This is a genomic window from Mesorhizobium sp. LNHC221B00 (assembly GCF_000502935.1).
In the GTDB taxonomy this organism is placed as follows: domain Bacteria; phylum Pseudomonadota; class Alphaproteobacteria; order Rhizobiales; family Rhizobiaceae; genus Mesorhizobium; species Mesorhizobium opportunistum.
Genome location: NZ_AYWR01000025.1, coordinates 29,930 through 48,538, shown reverse-complemented (window position 1 = coordinate 48,538; position 18,609 = coordinate 29,930). Strand labels below are relative to the sequence as shown.

Below are 18,609 nucleotides of genomic sequence, written 5' to 3'. Positions count from 1 at the left end.
CAGCCAGAATTTTGCCAGAGGGCTGACGGCCGGTTGAACGCAAGGTTTCCAGTCTCAGCTAACACGCTTTCCATCGACGAAGAGATTGCGCCGAACAAGTGATGGCCGTGTTTTCGTTTCGATGCGAATTGGGAAACCTTTGAGGATCAGGCGGATTGCTTCTTCTTCCGTTGGAACGAGAACTTCATTCTTCTTCTGGTGTTTGACGTTTCGAGCTGAAGGGTCGCCGAGAACAAACAGCCCGTCCTTTTGGGCTGGCGGCCATTGCCGGCCATCAGAAGTCAATCGGTATATCCGGGTCATCAGCTTCTTGCTCTCCGCTGAGGCTGCGGCCTCTCGTTGCCTATCCAACAATTGTTGTCGATTAATCGGGCTGAAATCCTTTTGCACTGGGAGGTCACCGCACTGACGCAACCCCCGGGGTGGGACCCGCTGACTTCGGCAGCTCCCACCCGGACTTGCGCTCGCATCGATCCGCCGGATCGATGCGTTCGGCCGAAGGCCAAACCGCTTAGTCCCCCATCTTCAGCGCCTGGATAAACGCCTCCTGCGGGATATCCACTTTCCCGAATTGCCGCATCCGCTTCTTGCCTTCTTTCTGCTTGTCCAGCAGCTTGCGTTTGCGCGAGACGTCGCCGCCGTAGCATTTGGCGGTCACGTCCTTGCGCAGCGCCGAGATGGTTTCGCGGGCGATGACCTTGCCGCCGATCGCGGCCTGGATCGGGATCTTGAACAGATGGTGCGGGATCAGCTCCTTGAGCTTCTCGACCATCTGCCGGCCGCGCTTTTCCGCCGCCGTGCGGTGGACCAGCATGGAGAGCGCGTCGACCGGCTCCTCATTGACCAGGATCGACATCTTCACCAGATCGCCCTCGCGATAGTCGGTCAGGTGGTAGTCGAACGAGGCGTAGCCCTTGGAGATCGATTTCAGCCGATCATAGAAATCGAAAACCACTTCGTTGAGCGGCAGATCGTAGGTCAGCATGGCGCGCTTACCGACATAGGAGAGGTCGGCCTGGATGCCGCGCCGGTCCTGGCAAAGCTTCAGGATGCCGCCGAGATAGTCGTCGGGGGTCAGGATCGTGGCGCGGATCCATGGCTCCTCGATGGCGGAGATCTTCACCACGTCGGGCATGTCGGCCGGGTTGTGTAACTCCTTCATCGATCCGTCGTTGAGGAGCAGCCGGTAGACGACCGAGGGCGCCGTGGCGATCAGGTCGAGGTTGAATTCGCGCTCCAGCCGCTCCTGGATGATCTCCAGATGCAGCAGGCCAAGGAAGCCGCAGCGATAGCCGAAGCCGAGCGCGGCGGAGGTTTCCATTTCGTAGGAGAAGGAAGCGTCGTTGAGGCGCAGTTTGCCGACGGCGGCGCGCAGATCCTCGAAATCGGCGGCGTCGACCGGGAACAGGCCGCAGAACACCACCGGCTGAGCTGGCTTGAAGCCGGGCAGGGCATGCGCGGTCTGCCGCTTGTCCTCGGTGATGGTGTCGCCGACGCGGGTGTCGGCCACTTCCTTGATCGAGCCGGTGAAGAAGCCGAACTCGCCGGGGCCGAGCTCGTCGACATTGATGCGGGCGGGCGTGAACACGCCGGTGCGCTCGACAAGGTATTTGGCGCCGGTGCCCATCATGCGGATGGTCTGGCCCTTTTTCAAAACGCCGTCGATGACGCGCACCAGAACGATGACGCCGAGATAGGCGTCGTACCAGCTGTCGACCAGCATCGCCTTCAAGGGTGCCGACGCATCGCCCTCGCGCGGCGGCGGCAGCTGGTGGACGATCGCTTCAAGCACATCGGGAATGCCAAGCCCGGTCTTGGCCGAGATCAGCACGGCGTTGGAGGCGTCGATGCCGATCACTTCTTCCACCTGCTCGCGGATGCGCTCGGGCTCGGCGGCCGGCAGGTCGACCTTGTTCAGCACCACGACGATCTCGTGGTTGTTGTCGATCGCCTGGTAGACATTGGCGAGCGTCTGCGCCTCGACGCCCTGGCTGGCGTCGACCACCAGCAGCGAGCCCTCGCAGGCGGCGAGCGAGCGCGACACTTCATAGGCGAAGTCGACATGTCCGGGCGTGTCGATCAAATTGAGGATATAGTCCTCGCCATTGTTGGCGCGGTACTTCAGCCGCACCGTCTGCGCCTTGATGGTGATGCCGCGCTCACGCTCGATATCCATCGAATCCAGCACCTGCTCCTTCATGTCGCGCAGCTCCAGCCCGCCGGTGGACTGGATCAGGCGGTCGGCCAGCGTGGATTTGCCATGGTCGATATGGGCGACGATGGAGAAATTGCGGATGTGGTCGAGGGGCGTGCTCATGCCGCGCGCTTTAGCAGGGGCGGCCAGCGGCGGCAAGGCTTGCGGGCCAAGGGCCGCCCTGTCGATCACAAAGCGGTGAGCCGCGCCAAAAAGCCCGCAATACCGGCCCGGCGGCCAGGAATGCTTAAACTTTGATCTATCGCGTTAGACGTTGGTTTGTCGGCTGCGTGGTACCTGCGCAGCCTCTAATGCCTTTGGGGGTTGCGAAATGCGCAGGGTTGCCAGCGGGTTCGCCCGTTCACGCAGCGGGTCGATGATGCCGCTGTTCTTTCTCATGCTGGTGCCGATCATATCCGCCGTCGGCTTCTCGGTCGACTATACCAGCGCGGTCCAGACCCGGTCCAACCAGCAGCAGGCGCTGGATGCGGCGCTCCTGTCGGTCACGACCATGGATACCACCTCGACGCTGGCGCAGCGCCAGGCGGCGCTGCAGGATTCCTTCATCGCCAACGGCGGACAAGGCACCGCGACGCTGAACAGCTTTGTGGCTGGTACCGCCACCGCCGCCACCACCGCCCGGGCCACGGCAAGTTTCGCCATGCCGACCATTTTCATGAAAATCGCCCGGATCGACACCGTGCCGGTTGCCGTCGGGTCGGCGGTCAGCAAGCCGCCGTCGCTGGCAAACGCGACCTTCAAGGTCACCGGGGTGTCGGGTTACTGGAACAAGACGATGACGCTCTACGGCACGCAATTCGGAGCGACGGTAGCCAAGCCGCTGATGACGGTCGCCTACACCTATGGCAACACCAAGGACCCCAAGGGCTACGGCACCACCAACGTCAGCGTCCTCACCACCGATTCAGCGGGGAAGACCGTCACCACCTTGGTTCAGAACCAGGTCTGCACCGTCGGCAACAACCCGCCCAACGGCGTGAGCCTCAAGACCGACGCGAGCGGCACGAAATATTACTGTGTCGATACGATGTACCCGGCCAATAGCGCCGGCGCGGCGGTCGATGTCAGCACGATGGGCGGCCTCTATCTGCAGATGGACGTGCCGTCCGGTAACCCGAAGAAGCTGATGTCGAACGATCCGGCGACATCCAACCGGCTCTATAACGGGGCATACGCGAACAGTCTGACCGAGACCGCGACCGGTCAGACCGTCGATATCTTCAGCATCGTGCCCTGCGGCGCGACAAGCTATCAGGCCTGGGAAGACGGCGGCAACCCGGTCCCGGCGCCTGTCAGCAACGCCGACTTCTTCTACAACGTCACCGGCAAATGCGACTTCAACAAGCGGCCCTCGGCCACGGCGCTGACGCAGTAGGAAACAGCCGATCTCCCCCTCNCCGGCAAATGCGACTTCAACAAGCGGCCCTCGGCCACGGCGCTGACGCAGTAGGAAACAGCCGATCTCCCCCTCGAGGGGGAGATCGGCTGCTGCTGCGCCTTCGCCATCTCCGGTGCCCCAGAGAGGCGCCTCCCGATAACAAACCGGTGAGCGCTGTAACGAAACGGCGGAGGACGGCGAAGTGGGGATATCGGCGGCGCATCGCAGCGCCGTCCCCACGGAGCAAAGTCGATGCCGAGATCATCAGCCGGAAGGTTCGCCCTGTTGTCCAGCCTGGGCGCGCTTGCGCTCGCGGCTAGCCTCGGTGCGGCGGCCGCGCAGCCGCTCACCGTGGTCGAGCTGTTCACCAGCCAGGGCTGTTCCTCCTGCCCGCCGGCCAACGCCAACCTCATCAAGGTCAAGGACCAGCCCGGTGTGCTGGCGCTGTCCTTCAACGTCACCTACTGGGACTATCTCGGCTGGAAGGACACGTTCGGCAGGAAGGAATTCACCCAGCGCCAGGTCCGCTACGAGCCAGCGCTCGGTCGCGACGGGCCGTTCACGCCGCAAGTGGTGGTCAATGGCCATGCCGATGGCGTCGGCGCCGCGTCCGGCGAAATCCAGCGCCTGATCTCCAGCGCCGGCCGCACCAAGGGCCCGTCGCTGTCGCTTGATGGCGGCAAGGCCGTGATCGGCGCCGGTTCGGTGCCGGGCGGCAAGGCCGATGTCTGGCTGGTGCGCTACACCAAGGGCGTCGTCGAGGTGCCGGTGGCGCGCGGCGAAAACACCGGCCGCACGCTGCCCCACGCCAATGTCGTGCATGCGCTGACAAGGCTCGGCGGCTGGACCGGTGATGCCACCGCGCTCGATCTGCCGGCGGCTTCCGGCGGCCTGAGCACCGCCGTGCTGGTGCAATCGCCGGGCGGGCCGATCCTGGCCGCGGCGACCAATTAGAGTTCACCGGAGCGAAGATCACGCTCCCGCAGAATTTGCGCAACGCCGCACGAGCGGCGCCGCAAGACCCCGGCCGCCGAAGCGCGAGCCCACCCAAGGAGACCACCATGACCGTTCTTTCCCGCCTGACGCTGCCGGCGCTCGCTCTCGCTCTATGCTCGACGGCACTGCTGGCCGGTGGCATCGCCCGCGCCGACGACGCCACCAACGCGATGAAGCCGGCCGCCGATGCAATGAAGCCCGCGGCCGATGCCATGAAGCCGGCAACCGATGCGATGAAGCCGGCCGATCCGATGGCCACCAACGCCATGAAGCCCGCGGCGGATGCGATGAAGCCGGCGGCGGACGCCATGAAACCCGCTGCCGACGCGATGAAGCCGGCGGATGCCATGGCTCCGGCCAACTGAACATTGGCCGTGGCCGCTGTCCCTGGCGGGCTCCCTGTCCAGCCGGGGACAGCCCCTGGAGTTCTCGTAAAGTGCATGTCCGGCAAGTGCATGGCGCACACGAATGTGAGCTCATTCCGCAACTCACGCATCGCGCCGTCGTACCTGATCCAATAGACTGGTCCCAATGCAAGCCATAAGGAGTGCAACCATGATCAATACCAAGAACCGTTCGATCGGCTTTGCCAGGGGCGCGCTGGCAGCCTTGGCGCTCGCCGCCGTGGGCGCCACCTTCTGGCTGACGCCGGCTGTCTCGGCGGAGGACGCCGTGGTGATCCCGCCGCCCGCGATGGACGAAAAGGCCGCCGGCGGCAGCGAAAAGGCAATCTTCGCCGGCGGCTGCTTCTGGGGCGTGCAGGGCGTGTTCCAGCACGTCAAGGGCGTCAGCATGGCCGTTTCCGGCTACACCGGCGGCGCCAAGGACGACGCCGTCTACGAGACGGTCGGCTCCGGCCGCACCGGCCACGCCGAATCCGTCGAGATCACCTACGACCCGTCGAAGGTCACTTACGGCCAGCTGCTGCAGGTCTACTTCTCGGTCGCCCACAACCCGACCCAGCTCAATTACCAGGGTCCGGATTCCGGCACCCAGTACCGCTCGACGATCTTCGCCGAAAACGATGCGCAGAAGAAGATCGCGCAGAGCTACATCGCCCAGCTCGACCAGGCCAAGCTGTATCCCAAGCCCATCGTCACCACGATCGAGACCGGCAAGACCTTCTACCCGGCCGAGAACTATCACCAGGACTTCCTGACGCTGAACCCGACCTATCCCTATATCGCCTACAACGATCTGCCCAAGGTGGCGAACCTGAAGGCGCTGTTCCCCAATCTCTACAGCGAGAAGCCGGTGCTGGTGCAGGCGGCCAGCAACTAAGGCATCCAGCGGTTTGCAGGAAACAGGTGAAAATTTGCGCGGGGAGCTAACACTCCCCGCGCCCCCGGGACCAATCGGTATGCCACCCGCCCCCAGCCCAGTATATGGGCTGACGCCGATCGGTCCTTGGCCTGGCGTGGGCACGCTTGGGATCGTCCCACACCAGGGCTGAAGCAATTCCAGGAAAAGCGTCAGACCAGCGATGGAGCCGGGCGCGATGCCGGCATCCGGTTCAGTCGCTCATCGTCACCGCGTCGCACGACACGTTCGGGTTCATGTCGGCGAAGGTGCCGGTCGGGTTCTTCTTCCACGCCCAGACATGCAGCTCGTAGAAGGCGCCCAGGCCATAGCGGTTGGGCGCGCTGTTGAAGTTGAACAGCTGGCCTTCGAGCGAGGCCGGCCCTTTCGAGGTGATGTATTCCACCGCCACCAGCTGCAGCTTGCCGTCCGCCATCGGCTCGTACATCACGGCCTCGGGCTTTGTCAGATCGACGGCATCGTCCTTCAGGTAGGCCGCGTTGACATAATGGATGCCCATGGCGCCGCCGGTGATGCCGCTGGCGCAAGGGATCGGCGCATAGCCTTCCGCGGTGGCCGTCGCGACGTTCTCGAAACGGCCGTTGGCTTTCCGCACCTTCTCGTCCAGCGCGCCGCTGTCATGGGCGCTGGCCGCCGTGGCTGCGATCGACAGGAACGACAGGTTGATGAGGTGCTTGGTCCACAGATGGATGTTCATTGTCTCTCCATTCATTATTGAGGGTGCATCAGGAGCGGCCTGCCGCCCCCGCTGCGAAGTCGGATCTGGACTGGATCAGCGGTTCGACCGGGTGAAGTCCCAGTATTGCGGCAGCTGCTCCACGAGCTCCGGCAGGCCGATGTCGCGCCTCAGATAGTCGCCCTGCGGAGGCAAGCGGCGCCGGCGCGGGCGCAGTGGTGGCAACAGCAACGAGGCGACCCGCCGGAGAACCCGGCCCAGTAATGGGCCGCGTCCGACCGGCCTCGAGGCCGCCCACACCTCGCTGGACGCGTGGTGAGGCAAGCCGCCATAACCGCGAAGGGCAGTTGGATGCTCATTGTCGGCATCAACGGTAAAAGTAAGGGTCAAGAACCCGCACCTCCGTGATCTTGTCGACCGGCAGCATGTTCTTCTGGGCGGTGGCGCGGATCGCCTCCGGGGAGGGCGCGTCATAGACGCAGAAACTCTGCTTCTTGTCGGCAGAAACGAAGGACTGCACCCAGGTGACGCCCTTCTCGGCGTTGCGCATGATGACGCCGCCCATCGCATCGGCGCCGGCTTCGTTCATCGGCACGTTGAGACCATCCGGAAAAGTGCGTTCAACAACATAGCGAGGCATATCGGGTTTCCCTTTTTCATGGATTTGACACTCGGTTTCGAGCGCTGGGGCCTTTGACCACGCTCGCCAAACCCGCGCATCGGAACCATTCCCCATATTTGCCGGGACGATTCCCCATGTTTGCAACGTTGGTTGTCCGGAGCCACACAGCGGATACCGAACCCACCTATAGTGGTGGCTGAACGCGACACGACGGCAAATCAGGCCACAATCGAGCGGATGATGATGCTTCTGGAACGGCAGACACAGCTGGAGCACCTGGACGGCCTGTTGGCGGAAGCCATGCGCGGCCACGGCCACGTAGCGGCCTTGTCAGGCGAGGCGGGCGCCGGCAAATCGGCGCTTGTCGAGGCCTTCATCGCCGAAGCCGGCGAGCGGGCGCGCATCTTGCGCTCCGCGTGCGAGGACCTGTCGATCCCCGATCCGCTTGGCCCGCTCTACGATCTGGCGCGCGAGGCGCAGTGGCCGCTGCCGCAGGCGATCGACGCCCGGCAGGGCCAAAGACTGCCCCTGTTTTCCGACGCCCTCGCAGTGTTCGAGAGCAAGGCCCGGCCAACATTGCTGGTGATCGAGGACCTGCACTGGGCCGACGACGCGACCCTCGATTTCATCAGGTTCCTCGGCCGGCGGATTGCCAACACCCACATCCTGCTGCTCCTGACGGCGCGCACCGACCGCAGCGAAGGCCAGATGCGCGTACGCCGGGCGCTGGGCGAAATTCCGGCGGGTAGCATTACCCGCATCGAGGTGCCGCTGCTGAGCGAGGCGGCGGTGCGGTCCCTGGCCACGAGCGCCGGGCGCGATGGCGAGGCCATCTACCGGGCCACCGCCGGCAACGCTTTTTTCGTCACCGAGCTTTTGTGCGCCGACAACGAGACGATGCCGCCCGCCAGTGTGCGCGACGCCGTGCTGGCGCGCGCCGAGCGGCTGTCCGCCGGCGCGCGTTCGATGCTGGACGCAGTGTCGGTATTTCCGCGCCGTGCCGACGCCTGGGCCTTGCAGGGCCTGTGCGGCGTCGCCAGCGCCGGCCAGCTGGCCGAATGCGTGTCGAACGGACTGCTGGACGATCTGGGCGATGCCTATGCTTTCCGCCATGAGATCGCCCGCCGCGCCATCGAGATGACGCTGACGAGCAGCCACAGGCGGCAGTTCAACCAGCGGGCTCTGTCGGCGCTGCTCGAAAGGGGAGACATCGCCACCGCGCGTCTGGTGCATCACGCGGTCGAGGCAAGCAATTTCGAGGTGGTGCGGGAGTTGGCGCCGCTCGCGGCGCGCGAGGCATCAAGGGTTGGCGCCCATCGCGACGCCGCCGGTTACTATGAAGTTGCCTTGCGCCAGGCGGACGGCCTGCCCGCCGAAGAGCGTGCCGCGCTTTACGAGCAATATGCCTTCGAATGCCACTTGATCGGCCGCATCGACGACGCCATCGCGGCGCAGGAACACGCGCGCAAGCTGCAGCGGGACCTGGGCAAATTGCTGAAGGAAGGCAACAGCCTCAGGTGCCTGTCGCGCTTCGCCTATCTGCTCGGGGATCGAAAGAGCGCGGATTTGTTGGGCGCCCAGGCGGTCGCGTTGCTGGAGACCGCGCCCGCCGGCCCGGAACTGGCCATGGCCTATTCCAATCTCTCGCAGCTGGCGATGCTGTCCGAACGGCTCGACGTGGCATTGTCGCTGGGAGACAAGGCGATCAAGCTGGCCGGGCTGCTGGACCGGCCCGACATCTTCTGCCACGCGCTCAACAATGTCGGATCAGCCGAGCAATGGCTGGATCTGGCCAGCGGCCGCCAGCGCCTTGCCCAGAGCCTCGAAATCGCCATCGAGCAGAATTTTCAGGAGCACGCGGCGCGCGCCTTCACCAACAGCGCCTGTGTCGAGATGAACCAGCTCGGCTATAGCGAGGCGCGATCCCTGCTCGAGCGCGGCATCAATTACTGCGTCGAAAACGACCTCGTCACCTGGCGCGATTACATGCGCGGCGTGCTGGCCCAGCTGCGGCTGCGCCAGGGACAATGGGATTTGGCGGAGGCCGAGGCGCTCGACCTGCTTGCCAATGACCAGGCGACGGCTCTTGTGCGCTATCCCGCCGTGGTGGCGCTGGCCCGGCTGCGGGTCCGGCGCGGCGACCCCGGCACCGGGCCGCTCTTCGAGGAGATGATGCGCTTCCTGGAAAGGGGCGGGGAACTGCAAAGGCTGGCGCCCTACGCCTTGCTGATGGCCGAGCGGGCATGGCTCGGGCAAGCCGACACGGACGAGGCGCTGGACCTGATCGACGCGGCCGAGAGCCTGTCGCCGACGCGGGCCGTGTTCGCCGAACTGGCCTGCTGGCGGCAGGTGCTGGCGCCGGATTGCGACCCCGGCGACACCACGGGCATGGCCGAACCCTACCGGATGCTGCTGGGCGGCGACTGGCGGGGGGCGGCTGATGTGTGGGCCGGAATGGGCGCTTCCTTCGAGCGCGGGCTCGCGCTGATGCAGGGCGACGAGCCGGCGCAGCGGTCGGCGTTGGAGATTTTCGAGCGCCTCGGCGCCGGGGCGGTGGCACACAAGGTACGCGAGATCATGCGGCGCAACGGCGTCAACAACATCGCGCGCGGCCCGCGCCAGACCACGCGCGCCAACAGCGCCGGCCTGACGCAGCGCCAGATGGAAGTGCTGCAGCTGATCGAGCGCGGCCTCTCCAACAAGCGGATCGCCGAGCACCTCGCCATTTCGCCGAAGACGGTCGATCACCATGTCTCGGCGGTTCTGGGAAAACTGGACGCCATTTCCCGTGGCGAGGCGACGGCGGCGGCACGCGATTCCGGACTGATCTGAAACTCCGGCAACCGGCGCCGGTGCGTCAGTCGTAGGTCAGATCCGTCGCCTTGCCGCCGAACACACGGTAGGCATAGAAGGAATAGAAGATGATGATCGGCAGCACCACCACGGTGCCGACCAGGATGATGGCCAGGCTTTCCGGCGCCGAGGCCGCCTGCCAGATGGTCAGTCTGTCGGGCACCACGAACGGATAGAACGACCAGGCAAGGCCGGCAAAGCCGAGCATGAAGATCGCGGCCAAAGTCAGGAACGGCGTCAGCGCATGGCGGTCGTCGGGCTGCGGCAGATGGAAGGTCTGCCGCCACAGCCACAGGAACAGCAGCGCCGACAGGATAGGCAGCGGCGAGAGATACAGCATCTGCGGCCAGACGAACCATTTGTCGAAGATGCGGGGGCTGGCAAACGGCGTCGCCAGCGACACCGCCACCATGCCGAGCGCGGTCAGCACCAGCGCGGTGCGCAGCCAGCGCACCGCCTTCTTCTGCAGCTCGCCTTCGGTCTTGTAGATCACCCAGGCCGCGCCCATCGCCGCGTAGGCGGCGGCCAGGCAGAACGCCACCAGCACGCCGAACGCCATTCCGCCCAGGCCGACATCGAGGCCGAGCACATACACGCCCAGCATATAGCCTTGCGCCAGGGAGGCGATGATGGATCCCAGGAAGAAAATACGGTTCCAGCGGTGCTTGCGCTCGGTCGGTACCTTGGCCCGGAAATCAAAGGCGACGCCGCGCAGGATCAGCCCGACCAGAAGCACGAACACCGGGATGTAGAGTGCGGTCAGGATGACGCCATGCGCCATCGGGAAGGCGACCAGCAGCAGGCCGACGGCCAGCACAAGCCAGGTCTCGTTGGCGTCCCAGAACGGACCGATCGCGGCGATCATCGTGTCCTGCTCGGCATCCTCGGCGGCTGCGAACAGGATGCCGATGCCGAGATCGAAACCGTCGAGGATGACGTAGATCAGGATGGCGAGGCCCATCAGGCCGGCGAAGATGAGGGGAAGCAGGGTTGGCCAGTCGTAGGTCATTTTCTTACTCCCCCGCCGCCGGCTGCGACATCGGTGCGTTGAGCACGCCCGGCAGCGGCGATCTATCGCCGTCCTTCGCCGCCTTCAGCGCCAGATGCACCAGCACGCCGAGATAGGCGATCAGCAAAAGCACGTAGAGAATGAGATAGATGGCGAGCGTCAGCGCGACATGGCTGCCGGCGACCGGGCCGACGGCATCGGCGGTCTTCAGCACGCCCGTCACCAGCCAGGGCTGGCGGCCGATCTCTGTGGTGTACCAGCCGGCCAGCGTCGCCAGCCAGCCCGACAGCGCCATCGGCACCATCAGCAAGGCGAGCGGTTTCGGCAGGCTGTGGCGGCGCTTGAGGAAGAAGGCCGCCGACCACGAGACGACAAGCATCAGCAGGCCGGTGCCGACCATGACGCGGAAGCTCCAGAAGATCGGAAAGACCGGCGGATGATTGCCGGGATAGTCGTTCAGCCCCGGCACCACGCCGCTGGTCGAGTGCCGCAAGATCAGACTCGCCCCATCCGGAATCGTGATCTCGAATTTGTTCTCCTTTGCCGCCTCGTCGGGGAGTGCGAACAGGACCAGCGGCACGTTGGGCCCGGTGTTCCAGTTGGCCTCCATCGCGGCGATCTTCTGCGGCTGGTGTTCCAGCGTGTTCAGCCCATGCTGGTCGCCGGCAAGGATCTGGATCGGGATCAGGATCGCGGCGGTGAAGACGCCGGTGCGCAGCGCCTTCCACATCGATTCCGAACGGTCGCCGTAGAGGTAGCGCAGCGCCGACAGGCCGGCGATCAGGAACGACACCGTCAGGCCCGATGCCAGCAGCATGTGCACCAGCCGGTAGGGCATCGACGGATTGAAGACAATCGCCCACCAGTCGACGGCGTGCGCCTTGCCGTCGATCATCTCGAAGCCGGTCGGCGTCTGCATCCAGGAATTGAGCGCGATGATCCAGAAGGCGGAGACGGTGGTGCCGCCGGCCACCAGCACCGTCGCCAGCGTGTGGATGCGGTTCGACACGCGGCGGAAGCCGAACAGCATGATGCCGAGGAAGGCCGCCTCCAGGAAGAAGGCGGTGAGGATTTCGTAAGCCAGCAGCGGCCCGGCGATGTTGCCCACCGTTTCCATGTAGCCCGGCCAGTTGGTGCCGAACTGGAAGCTCATGGTGACGCCCGAGACCACGCCCATGGCGAAGGACAGCGCGAACACCTTCACCCAGGTGAAATAGGCCCGCATCCAGGCGGAATCATTGGTCGCGTTGTAGCGCAGCTTGAAGAACAGCAGCACCCAGCCAAGCGCAATGGTGATCGCGGGAAACAATATGTGGAACGAAATATTCGCGCCGAACTGCATGCGCGACAGTATGAGCGGGTCCATGGCAGGCTCCGGCTGCTTCCAATATTCGCGAAAGATAGGCCCGTCTCGCCGGTCGGTCAAAGCGGCTTCCCGCCGCGAGGCGGAACGCCGCAGCGCCCCGCCAATATGACGCATGCGGCTCTACGCCGTCGTTTCGGGTACCTCGCCAAGCGCGTCCGCGAACTTGCGCATCTTCAGACTGATCACGGCTTCGCGCACACGCCGATCGGCGGCGCTTGGCAGGCTGGCGGCTGACGACAAATTCTACGTCAAGGACAGCCAGCGAGCGTTGGACCGGAAGCTCTTTTCGCACGAATAGGCACTATCCAGCCGCATCCAGTGCTGGCCCGCCCTGGCCGGCACTTTTTGCCACCGCATGTCGCCCAGAATGGCATAGCTTTGTCCAGAATTGTCAGGAGCGGCATTGACTTCCGGCCCTGCGCACCGACATTCAGCGCAACAAAAATCTCTTTCAAGCAGCCTTTTTCACTCATGCCCTCCATCCTGACCATTTCCGGGGTCTCCAAGACCTACGCCACCGGCTTCACGGCGCTCAAGGAAGTCAATCTCGACATCGAGCGCGGCGAGATCTTCGCGCTGCTCGGCCCCAATGGCGCCGGCAAGACGACGCTGATCTCGATCGTCTGCGGCATCGTCAACCGCTCGACCGGCACGGTCATCGTCGACGGCCACGACATCGGCAAGGACTACCGCGCCGCGCGCAGCCTGATCGGCCTTGTGCCGCAGGAACTGACCATCGACGCCTTCGAGAGCGTCTGGGCGACGGTCAATTACAGCCGCGGCCTGTTCGGCAAGCCGGCAAATCACGCCTTTGTCGAGAAGGTGCTGCGGGACCTGTCGCTGTGGGACAAGAAGGACGCCAAGGCGATCACGCTCTCGGGCGGCATGAAGCGGCGCTTGATGATCGCCAAGGCGCTGTCGCATGAGCCGCGCATCCTGTTCCTGGACGAGCCGACCGCCGGCGTCGATGTCGAATTGCGCCAGGACATGTGGGCGATGGTGCGCCGCCTGCGCGAGGACGGCGTCACCATCATCCTCACCACCCATTACATCGAGGAAGCCGAGGCGATGGCCGACCGTGTCGGCGTCATCAACCGCGGCGAGATCATCCTGGTCGAGAACAAGGCCGAACTGATGCGCAAGCTCGGCCGCAAGCGGCTGGTGATGGAACTGCGCAATCCGCTGACGACGATCCCGGAAGCCTTCTCGCACTATGCGCTGGAGCTGTCGCCGGATGGCGGGCAATTGACCTACACCTATGATAACCAGGCCGAGCGGCCGGGCGTCGCCTCGCTGATCCGCGATCTCGAGGCCGGCGGCATCCAGTTCCGCGACATCGACACGCAAAACTCTTCGCTGGAGGAGATCTTCGTCAATCTGGTGAGGAGGGAGCCATGAACCTTCGCGCTGTATGGGCGATCTACCGGATGGAAATGGCACGTGCTTTTCGCACCGTGCTGCAGAGCATCGTCTCGCCGGTCATCTCGACATCGCTCTATTTCGTCGTCTTCGGCTCGGCCATCGGTTCGCGCATCACCGAGATCGACGGCATCAGCTACGGCGCCTTCATCGTGCCGGGGCTGATCATGCTGTCGCTTCTGACGCAGTCGATCTCCAACGCCTCCTTCGCCATCTACTTCCCCAAATTCGTCGGCTCGATCTACGAGCTTTTGTCGGCGCCGGTCTCCTATCTGGAGATCGTCATCGCCTATGTCGGCGGCGCGGCCACCAAATCGATCATCCTCGGCCTGATCATCCTGGCCACCGCCTCGTTGTTCGTGCCGCTGCAGATCGAACACCCGTTCTGGATGCTGGCCTTCCTGATCCTGACGGCGGTGACCTTCAGCCTGTTCGGCTTCATCATCGGCATCTGGGCGAAGAGTTTCGAGCAGCTGCAGCTGGTGCCGCTGCTGATCGTCACGCCGCTGACCTTCCTCGGCGGCAGCTTCTATTCGATCCACATGCTGCCCGGCATCTGGAAGACGATCACGCTGTTCAACCCGGTGGTGTATCTGATCAGCGGGTTCCGCTGGAGTTTTTACGGCAAGGCCGATGTCTCGGTCGGCGTCAGCCTCGGCATGACGCTGGTGTTCCTGGCCGTCTGCATAGCGATCGTCGCCTGGATCTTCCGGACGGGTTATCGGCTGAGGAATTGAGGCGGGCACTCACGGGCAGGTCTGTCGAGATTCAGGCCGGGCCGGCATCACTTGAATAGCGGCAGACCTAGATCGCCTTGACCAGCCGTAGCAGCCCCAGCATCTCGATATAAGTCCCCTTGCGGAAGGCGACATAGACCGGCTCTTCGACGCCATGGAAACGGCGCTTGAAAGCCGCCTGGCCTTGCAGGTTGAACCTGCGGCGGTTGACCCATGGCGACGAATAGGTGCGCTGGAAGGTGTTGCGCCAGAAATCGCTTTCGGCAAACCCGCTCTGGGTCACGTCGACGAGCGGCGACAGGCCAAGCGTGACCACTGAGATGCCTTCCTCGCGAAAACGGTCGACCGCGAATTTGGTCAGGCCGATCTCGGCGTGCGGCGAGGCATCGATATGCTTGCGCTTGAAGGCTGTGGTGTAGCCGATGACCTTGCCGTCGCGAAATATCGGATCGAAATCGAGCAAGGCAATAAGGTCGCCGTCCGGGCCATGCAGGACGAAGCGGCGCATATCGGTGCCGAGCTGATCGTAAAACGGACGGTTGAGGAACCCCATTTCCCAGCGCTTGACGATGCGGTCGCCGCGCCAATTGTCGGAGAGCCGCTGTATCTCGTCGAGATGGATCGTGCGTTTGTCCTCGTCGAACGAAAAGCCCTTCTTTGAAAGCCAGCGTTCGGAATAGCGCACGGTCTCGTTGCGCTTGCCGGAAAAATCATGTTCGGGCAGGACAAGGCGGGTGTCGATGCCCAGCCGGTTGACCTTGTAGCCGAGCCCGGCCAGCACGCGCGCGGTCTCTTCGCCGATCTGCACGAACCACGGGTCGCCGGCGGTCTCGACGAAGCGCCTGATGTAGTCGGGCCGCCGGGCCGGCGCCGCCACCGGGTCGCCAAGCGCGAAATGATGCTTCATCTTGGTGCCGAAGGCGATGTAGCCGTCGGCGTCGCCAAAATAGGAGAGCTTCGCTTGCACGGCGGTGGAATAGGCGAGCGAGAAATCGCCGTGGCGGCGCACGATTGCCAGGCGTTCGACATGCGTCAGTTCCTGGCGCTCGACCTTGGGCGAGACGCCCTCGAGGATTTTGTCGAAATAGATCCGCAAGGAGGGCATGGTCGAGATTTCCGCGTGCCATCTGTGGCGCGACGTGTCTGTCGACACGCAGGACGCGCCACGGCGCCTTGTTTTTTCGCGGGAAGCCGAAATCGGTTGCCGGTTTCGAATTCCTGCGTCGGTAACGGGATCCGCCCCCGGACCTCGAATCAATCACATTGCCGCGACCTGATTATCGCCGATGCCGCCGATATGCCATATAGGGCGCGATCTATTGGGACAGAAGCCGGCAATTGGCTCCGGCCGGCGTGGCGGTGGAATGCTCCGGAGCGCAGCCGCAGCTTGGCGCGGGCCTCGAAAATCGCTGCCGATCCGCTGTATCGGGGATCCTGCCCGCAATCAGACGGTTACAGCGCCCTGCGAGCCTTGCGGGGATGCTATTGTGGTTGAACGGGACCGAAGAGTGAATGGCTGATACGACAACCAGACAGATGATGGAACAGGTGGCGGCGGTCGAGCCGGCGATCGTCATTGGCGCCGGCGCCGCCGGACTGGCTGTCGCACAGGCTTTGATGAAGGCCGGCGTGCCGACGTCGATCCTGGAAAAGGAAAGCCGGCTGGCCGAGCCCTGGCATCGGCGGCACCGGCAGCTGCGTCTCAACACCCACCGCGATCTCTCGACGCTGCCGGGCCTTGCCTATCCGACGGGTACACCCGCCTTTCCGCAAAGGGAGGTCGTCATTCGCCACATGAACGATTTCAGGGAGGCGAACCGCCTGCCGGTGGAGTTTGGCGTTGCCGTCGAGACCATCGTCTTCAGGGGCGATCATTGGGCCATACGCACCAGCGCCGGGCCGCGCCTGGCGCGTCATGTCGTTGTCGCCACCGGCCGCGACAGGCAGCCTTTCACGCCGCAGTGGAAGGGTATGCTGACCTTTGCGGGCCGGATCGTCCATTCGGCGGATTTTGGCGACGCGACGACCTATGCCGGCAAGAAGGTGCTGGTCGTCGGCGCCGGCAATTCGGGCTTCGACGCGCTCAATCATCTGGCCGACGTGGATACGTCCGCGATCTGGCTGTCGGCCCGCAACGGACCCGCCCTTCTGCCCAAGCGGATCGGCAAGATTGCCGTGCATCGGCTTTCGCCGCTCATGGCGCGCTTGCCGACCCGCATTGCCGATGCGGTGATCGCGGCGACACAGCGCCTGGTTTTCGGGGACCTCACCAAATTCGGCATGCCGCCCGCGCCGTCGGGCGGCGTCAGCCGGTTGACCTCGGACTACACCGCGATCGCCGCGGATGACGGCGCCGTCGACGCCATCAAATCGGGCAAGATCGTCGTGGTGCCGGCGATACGGGAGTTCACCCGCGACGGCGTGATCCTGGCCAATGGCAGCCTGATCGGTCCCGACATCGTCATTGCCGCGACGGGCTACCGCACCGGGCTGGAGAGCATGGTCGGCAATCTCGGCGTGCTCGACAACAAGGGCGTTCCGCTCTTCAACGGCGGCGAGGCCGATCCGAAACTGCCGGGCCTCTGGTTCACCGGCATGCGGCCGAGCATTCGCGGCTGTTTCGCCAATGCCGCCATACTGGCCAAGGCGATCGCCAGGCGAATTGCCGGCTCCTCGCCCGTATCCGGCGCATCGGGCTGATTCAGGTCGAGGCGACGGAAAAACGTCGGATATCCGCGCCTTGACTTATTTACTTGCCTTGTTATATAACCTGTTATGGTTATGCATCGAACGGATTGATCATGGAAGATGTTCTGCGATCCCTTGGATATCTCTGCCTGGGCAGCCGGCTGAAGCGCATAGGCGAGCAATTGCAGGCCGATGCGCAGCGCGTGCTCGATGGCCTGGAGGTTCCGCTTCAGTCGAGCCAGTACCCGTTGCTGGCCGCGCTCGACAGGCTGGGGCCATTGGCTGTCGGCGAACTGGCGCAGTCGCTCGGGCTCACGCAGCCCGGCGTGACGCGAAGCGTGTCGCTTCTGGCCGAGTTGGGCCTGGTCGAAGCCATCCAGTCGGACGGCGACCAGCGGCGCAAGATGGTCTCGCTGACCAGGAAGGGCCAGCACCTGGTCGACGTTGCGAAGCAGGACGTCTGGCCACGCATCGAGCGCGCCGTCGCGGATCTGTGCCGGGATCTTTCGGGGCCGCTTCTCGATCAACTCGCCGCCATCGAGGACGGCCTGGCCATGGCCCCGCTCGATCGGCGTGTGAAAAAGGGCGCAGCGCAATGAAACATGTTCTCGACCGGCCCGTCTGGAGCGCGCTGGAGACGCGGCATCGGGCTTTCGCGCAAGGCGGCAAGCTCGCCAGGCGCTATTCACCGTCGATCGCCCTCTTTGCCGCCACCGCAGCGGACGATGCTGAAAGCCTGCGGGCGCTCAGTGACCTTGTCGATCCAAGCGAAAGCGTGATCATGCTACAGGCCGACGCGATTGTCCTTCCGACCGGCCTCTCGGCAACACTGTCGGCGACCGCCGTTCAGATGCTCGCCGACGCGCCGGTGCAGGCCGTGTCTGATGAGCGCGTGCAGCGCCTGACGCACGATGATGTGGCCGAGATGCTGGCACTGGCCACGCTCACCAAGCCTGGTCCGTTCACATCAGGGGCACTGAGCCTCGGCGACTTCTGGGGCGTGAAGGTCGAGGGCAGGCTGGTGGCGATGGCCGGCGAGCGCATGAAGCAGCCTGGCTATAGCGAACTCAGCGGCGTGTGTTCGCATCCGGAATTTCGCGGCGCCGGCCTCGGCCGGCTGTTGTCCGTGTTCGTCGCGAATCAGATTTTAGCCCGCGGCGAAATCCCTTATCTTCACGCATATGCCACCAACACAGGCGCGATAAAGCTGTACGAATCCATCGGCTTCAGACTTAGAAGCACGATCAATGTGGCTGTCGCTCAGCGTGCCAGATAGAGCGACCCCAGGAAAATGTGAAACGGCATTCCGCCAGGAACCGGCCACCCCAAA

Annotated in this window: 18 protein-coding genes; 10 read left to right on the top strand and 8 right to left on the bottom strand. The window is 64.2% G+C overall.

The genetic code is table 11. The annotated features are described in order from the left end of the window. Positions 1-54: 54 nt before the first annotated feature. Together X741_RS1000000170025 and lepA are read right to left on the bottom strand one after the other, a co-directional pair. Complete coding sequence (locus X741_RS1000000170025; RefSeq protein ID WP_156937943.1) at positions 55-390, bottom strand: hypothetical protein; 336 nt, start codon at positions 388-390, stop codon at positions 55-57. Positions 391-511: 121 nt separating this feature from the next. Beyond that, positions 512-2,317, bottom strand: a complete 1,806-nt coding sequence (gene lepA, locus X741_RS141785; protein WP_031250437.1) for a translation elongation factor 4 — start codon at positions 2,315-2,317, stop codon at positions 512-514. 208 nt (positions 2,318-2,525) lie between these two features. On the opposite strand from lepA, the gene X741_RS141790 reads away from it, so the two are divergent. The 4 genes from X741_RS141790 to msrA all read left to right on the top strand — a co-directional run bounded on the left by X741_RS141790 (position 2,526) and on the right by msrA (position 5,870). Beyond that, positions 2,526-3,590, top strand: a complete 1,065-nt coding sequence (locus X741_RS141790) for a TadE/TadG family type IV pilus assembly protein (RefSeq protein WP_031250436.1) — start codon at positions 2,526-2,528, stop codon at positions 3,588-3,590. Positions 3,591-3,845: 255 nt separating this feature from the next. Then, on the top strand, positions 3,846-4,547 hold the full coding sequence (locus tag X741_RS141795) for a DUF1223 domain-containing protein (protein ID WP_031250434.1): 702 nt from the start codon (positions 3,846-3,848) through the stop codon (positions 4,545-4,547). 107 nt (positions 4,548-4,654) lie between these two features. Continuing rightward, positions 4,655-4,954: a hypothetical protein gene (locus tag X741_RS141800; protein ID WP_023779959.1), complete on the top strand. Its 300-nt coding sequence runs from the start codon at positions 4,655-4,657 to the stop codon at positions 4,952-4,954. A 190-nt stretch (positions 4,955-5,144) separates the two neighbouring features. Continuing rightward, positions 5,145-5,870 carry a peptide-methionine (S)-S-oxide reductase MsrA gene (msrA, locus tag X741_RS141805; protein ID WP_023779958.1) on the top strand — a complete coding sequence of 242 codons (726 nt, stop codon included), beginning with the start codon at positions 5,145-5,147 and terminating at the stop codon, positions 5,868-5,870. A gap of 232 nt (positions 5,871-6,102) precedes the next feature. Here msrA and X741_RS141810 read toward each other — a convergent pair whose 3' ends face one another. The 3 genes from X741_RS141810 to X741_RS141815 form a co-directional block, all read right to left on the bottom strand. Next, positions 6,103-6,606 (bottom strand): hypothetical protein, encoded by a 504-nt coding sequence (locus tag X741_RS141810; protein ID WP_023779957.1) that lies wholly within the window; start codon positions 6,604-6,606, stop codon positions 6,103-6,105. 75 nt (positions 6,607-6,681) lie between these two features. After that, positions 6,682-6,975: a hypothetical protein gene (locus X741_RS0135810; protein ID WP_031250433.1), complete on the bottom strand. Its 294-nt coding sequence runs from the start codon at positions 6,973-6,975 to the stop codon at positions 6,682-6,684. Then, positions 6,953-7,225 carry a DUF4242 domain-containing protein gene (locus X741_RS141815; protein ID WP_013892082.1) on the bottom strand — a complete coding sequence of 91 codons (273 nt, stop codon included), beginning with the start codon at positions 7,223-7,225 and terminating at the stop codon, positions 6,953-6,955. Before X741_RS141815 ends, X741_RS0135810 begins: the two co-directional genes overlap by 23 nt. A gap of 222 nt (positions 7,226-7,447) precedes the next feature. On the opposite strand from X741_RS141815, the gene X741_RS141820 reads away from it, so the two are divergent. Beyond that, positions 7,448-10,039: an AAA family ATPase gene (locus tag X741_RS141820; RefSeq protein WP_031250432.1), complete on the top strand. Its 2,592-nt coding sequence runs from the start codon at positions 7,448-7,450 to the stop codon at positions 10,037-10,039. A gap of 25 nt (positions 10,040-10,064) precedes the next feature. Here the strand turns inward: X741_RS141820 and X741_RS141825 are convergent, their stop codons facing one another. Both X741_RS141825 and X741_RS141830 read right to left on the bottom strand, forming a co-directional pair. Further along, entirely contained in the window at positions 10,065-11,069 is a 1,005-nt protein-coding gene (locus X741_RS141825) for a cytochrome d ubiquinol oxidase subunit II (RefSeq protein WP_023779953.1), read from the bottom strand. Between the two features lie 4 nt (positions 11,070-11,073). Further along, positions 11,074-12,435 carry a cytochrome ubiquinol oxidase subunit I gene (locus tag X741_RS141830; RefSeq protein ID WP_023779952.1) on the bottom strand — a complete coding sequence of 454 codons (1,362 nt, stop codon included), beginning with the start codon at positions 12,433-12,435 and terminating at the stop codon, positions 11,074-11,076. A gap of 471 nt (positions 12,436-12,906) precedes the next feature. On the opposite strand from X741_RS141830, the gene X741_RS141835 reads away from it, so the two are divergent. Together X741_RS141835 and X741_RS141840 are read left to right on the top strand one after the other, a co-directional pair. Next, positions 12,907-13,833, top strand: a complete 927-nt coding sequence (locus tag X741_RS141835; RefSeq protein ID WP_023779950.1) for an ABC transporter ATP-binding protein — start codon at positions 12,907-12,909, stop codon at positions 13,831-13,833. Beyond that, positions 13,830-14,591, top strand: coding sequence for an ABC transporter permease (locus X741_RS141840; RefSeq protein WP_023779949.1), 762 nt, complete (start codon positions 13,830-13,832; stop codon positions 14,589-14,591). The genes X741_RS141835 and X741_RS141840 overlap by 4 nt, the downstream gene beginning before the upstream one ends. A 67-nt stretch (positions 14,592-14,658) precedes the next feature. Here X741_RS141840 and X741_RS141845 read toward each other — a convergent pair whose 3' ends face one another. Beyond that, positions 14,659-15,696, bottom strand: a complete 1,038-nt coding sequence (locus X741_RS141845; protein ID WP_023779948.1) for a phosphatidylglycerol lysyltransferase domain-containing protein — start codon at positions 15,694-15,696, stop codon at positions 14,659-14,661. A 407-nt stretch (positions 15,697-16,103) separates the two neighbouring features. Between X741_RS141845 and X741_RS141850 the strand changes: the two genes are divergently transcribed. The 3 genes from X741_RS141850 (at position 16,104) to X741_RS141860 (ending at position 18,555) form a co-directional block, all read left to right on the top strand. Next, positions 16,104-17,291, top strand: a complete 1,188-nt coding sequence (locus X741_RS141850; RefSeq protein WP_031250430.1) for an NAD(P)/FAD-dependent oxidoreductase — start codon at positions 16,104-16,106, stop codon at positions 17,289-17,291. A 101-nt stretch (positions 17,292-17,392) separates the two neighbouring features. Then, complete coding sequence (locus tag X741_RS141855; protein WP_023779946.1) at positions 17,393-17,878, top strand: MarR family transcriptional regulator; 486 nt, start codon at positions 17,393-17,395, stop codon at positions 17,876-17,878. Beyond that, positions 17,875-18,555, top strand: coding sequence for a GNAT family N-acetyltransferase (locus X741_RS141860; RefSeq protein ID WP_023779945.1), 681 nt, complete (start codon positions 17,875-17,877; stop codon positions 18,553-18,555). Before X741_RS141855 ends, X741_RS141860 begins: the two co-directional genes overlap by 4 nt. Positions 18,556-18,609: the final 54 nt, after the last annotated feature.

Coding starts and splice junctions, on each gene's coding strand:
- lepA (WP_031250437.1), bottom strand. CDS start 2,317: ATGAGCACGCCCCTCGACCACATCCGCAATTTCTCCATCGTCGCCCAT.
- X741_RS141790 (WP_031250436.1), top strand. CDS start 2,526: ATGCGCAGGGTTGCCAGCGGGTTCGCCCGTTCACGCAGCGGGTCGATG.
- X741_RS141795 (WP_031250434.1), top strand. CDS start 3,846: ATGCCGAGATCATCAGCCGGAAGGTTCGCCCTGTTGTCCAGCCTGGGC.
- X741_RS141800 (WP_023779959.1), top strand. CDS start 4,655: ATGACCGTTCTTTCCCGCCTGACGCTGCCGGCGCTCGCTCTCGCTCTA.
- msrA (WP_023779958.1), top strand. CDS start 5,145: ATGATCAATACCAAGAACCGTTCGATCGGCTTTGCCAGGGGCGCGCTG.
- X741_RS141810 (WP_023779957.1), bottom strand. CDS start 6,606: ATGAACATCCATCTGTGGACCAAGCACCTCATCAACCTGTCGTTCCTG.
- X741_RS141815 (WP_013892082.1), bottom strand. CDS start 7,225: ATGCCTCGCTATGTTGTTGAACGCACTTTTCCGGATGGTCTCAACGTG.
- X741_RS141820 (WP_031250432.1), top strand. CDS start 7,448: ATGATGCTTCTGGAACGGCAGACACAGCTGGAGCACCTGGACGGCCTG.
- X741_RS141825 (WP_023779953.1), bottom strand. CDS start 11,069: ATGACCTACGACTGGCCAACCCTGCTTCCCCTCATCTTCGCCGGCCTG.
- X741_RS141830 (WP_023779952.1), bottom strand. CDS start 12,435: ATGGACCCGCTCATACTGTCGCGCATGCAGTTCGGCGCGAATATTTCG.
- X741_RS141835 (WP_023779950.1), top strand. CDS start 12,907: ATGCCCTCCATCCTGACCATTTCCGGGGTCTCCAAGACCTACGCCACC.
- X741_RS141840 (WP_023779949.1), top strand. CDS start 13,830: ATGAACCTTCGCGCTGTATGGGCGATCTACCGGATGGAAATGGCACGT.
- X741_RS141845 (WP_023779948.1), bottom strand. CDS start 15,696: ATGCCCTCCTTGCGGATCTATTTCGACAAAATCCTCGAGGGCGTCTCG.
- X741_RS141850 (WP_031250430.1), top strand. CDS start 16,104: ATGGCTGATACGACAACCAGACAGATGATGGAACAGGTGGCGGCGGTC.
- X741_RS141855 (WP_023779946.1), top strand. CDS start 17,393: ATGGAAGATGTTCTGCGATCCCTTGGATATCTCTGCCTGGGCAGCCGG.
- X741_RS141860 (WP_023779945.1), top strand. CDS start 17,875: ATGAAACATGTTCTCGACCGGCCCGTCTGGAGCGCGCTGGAGACGCGG.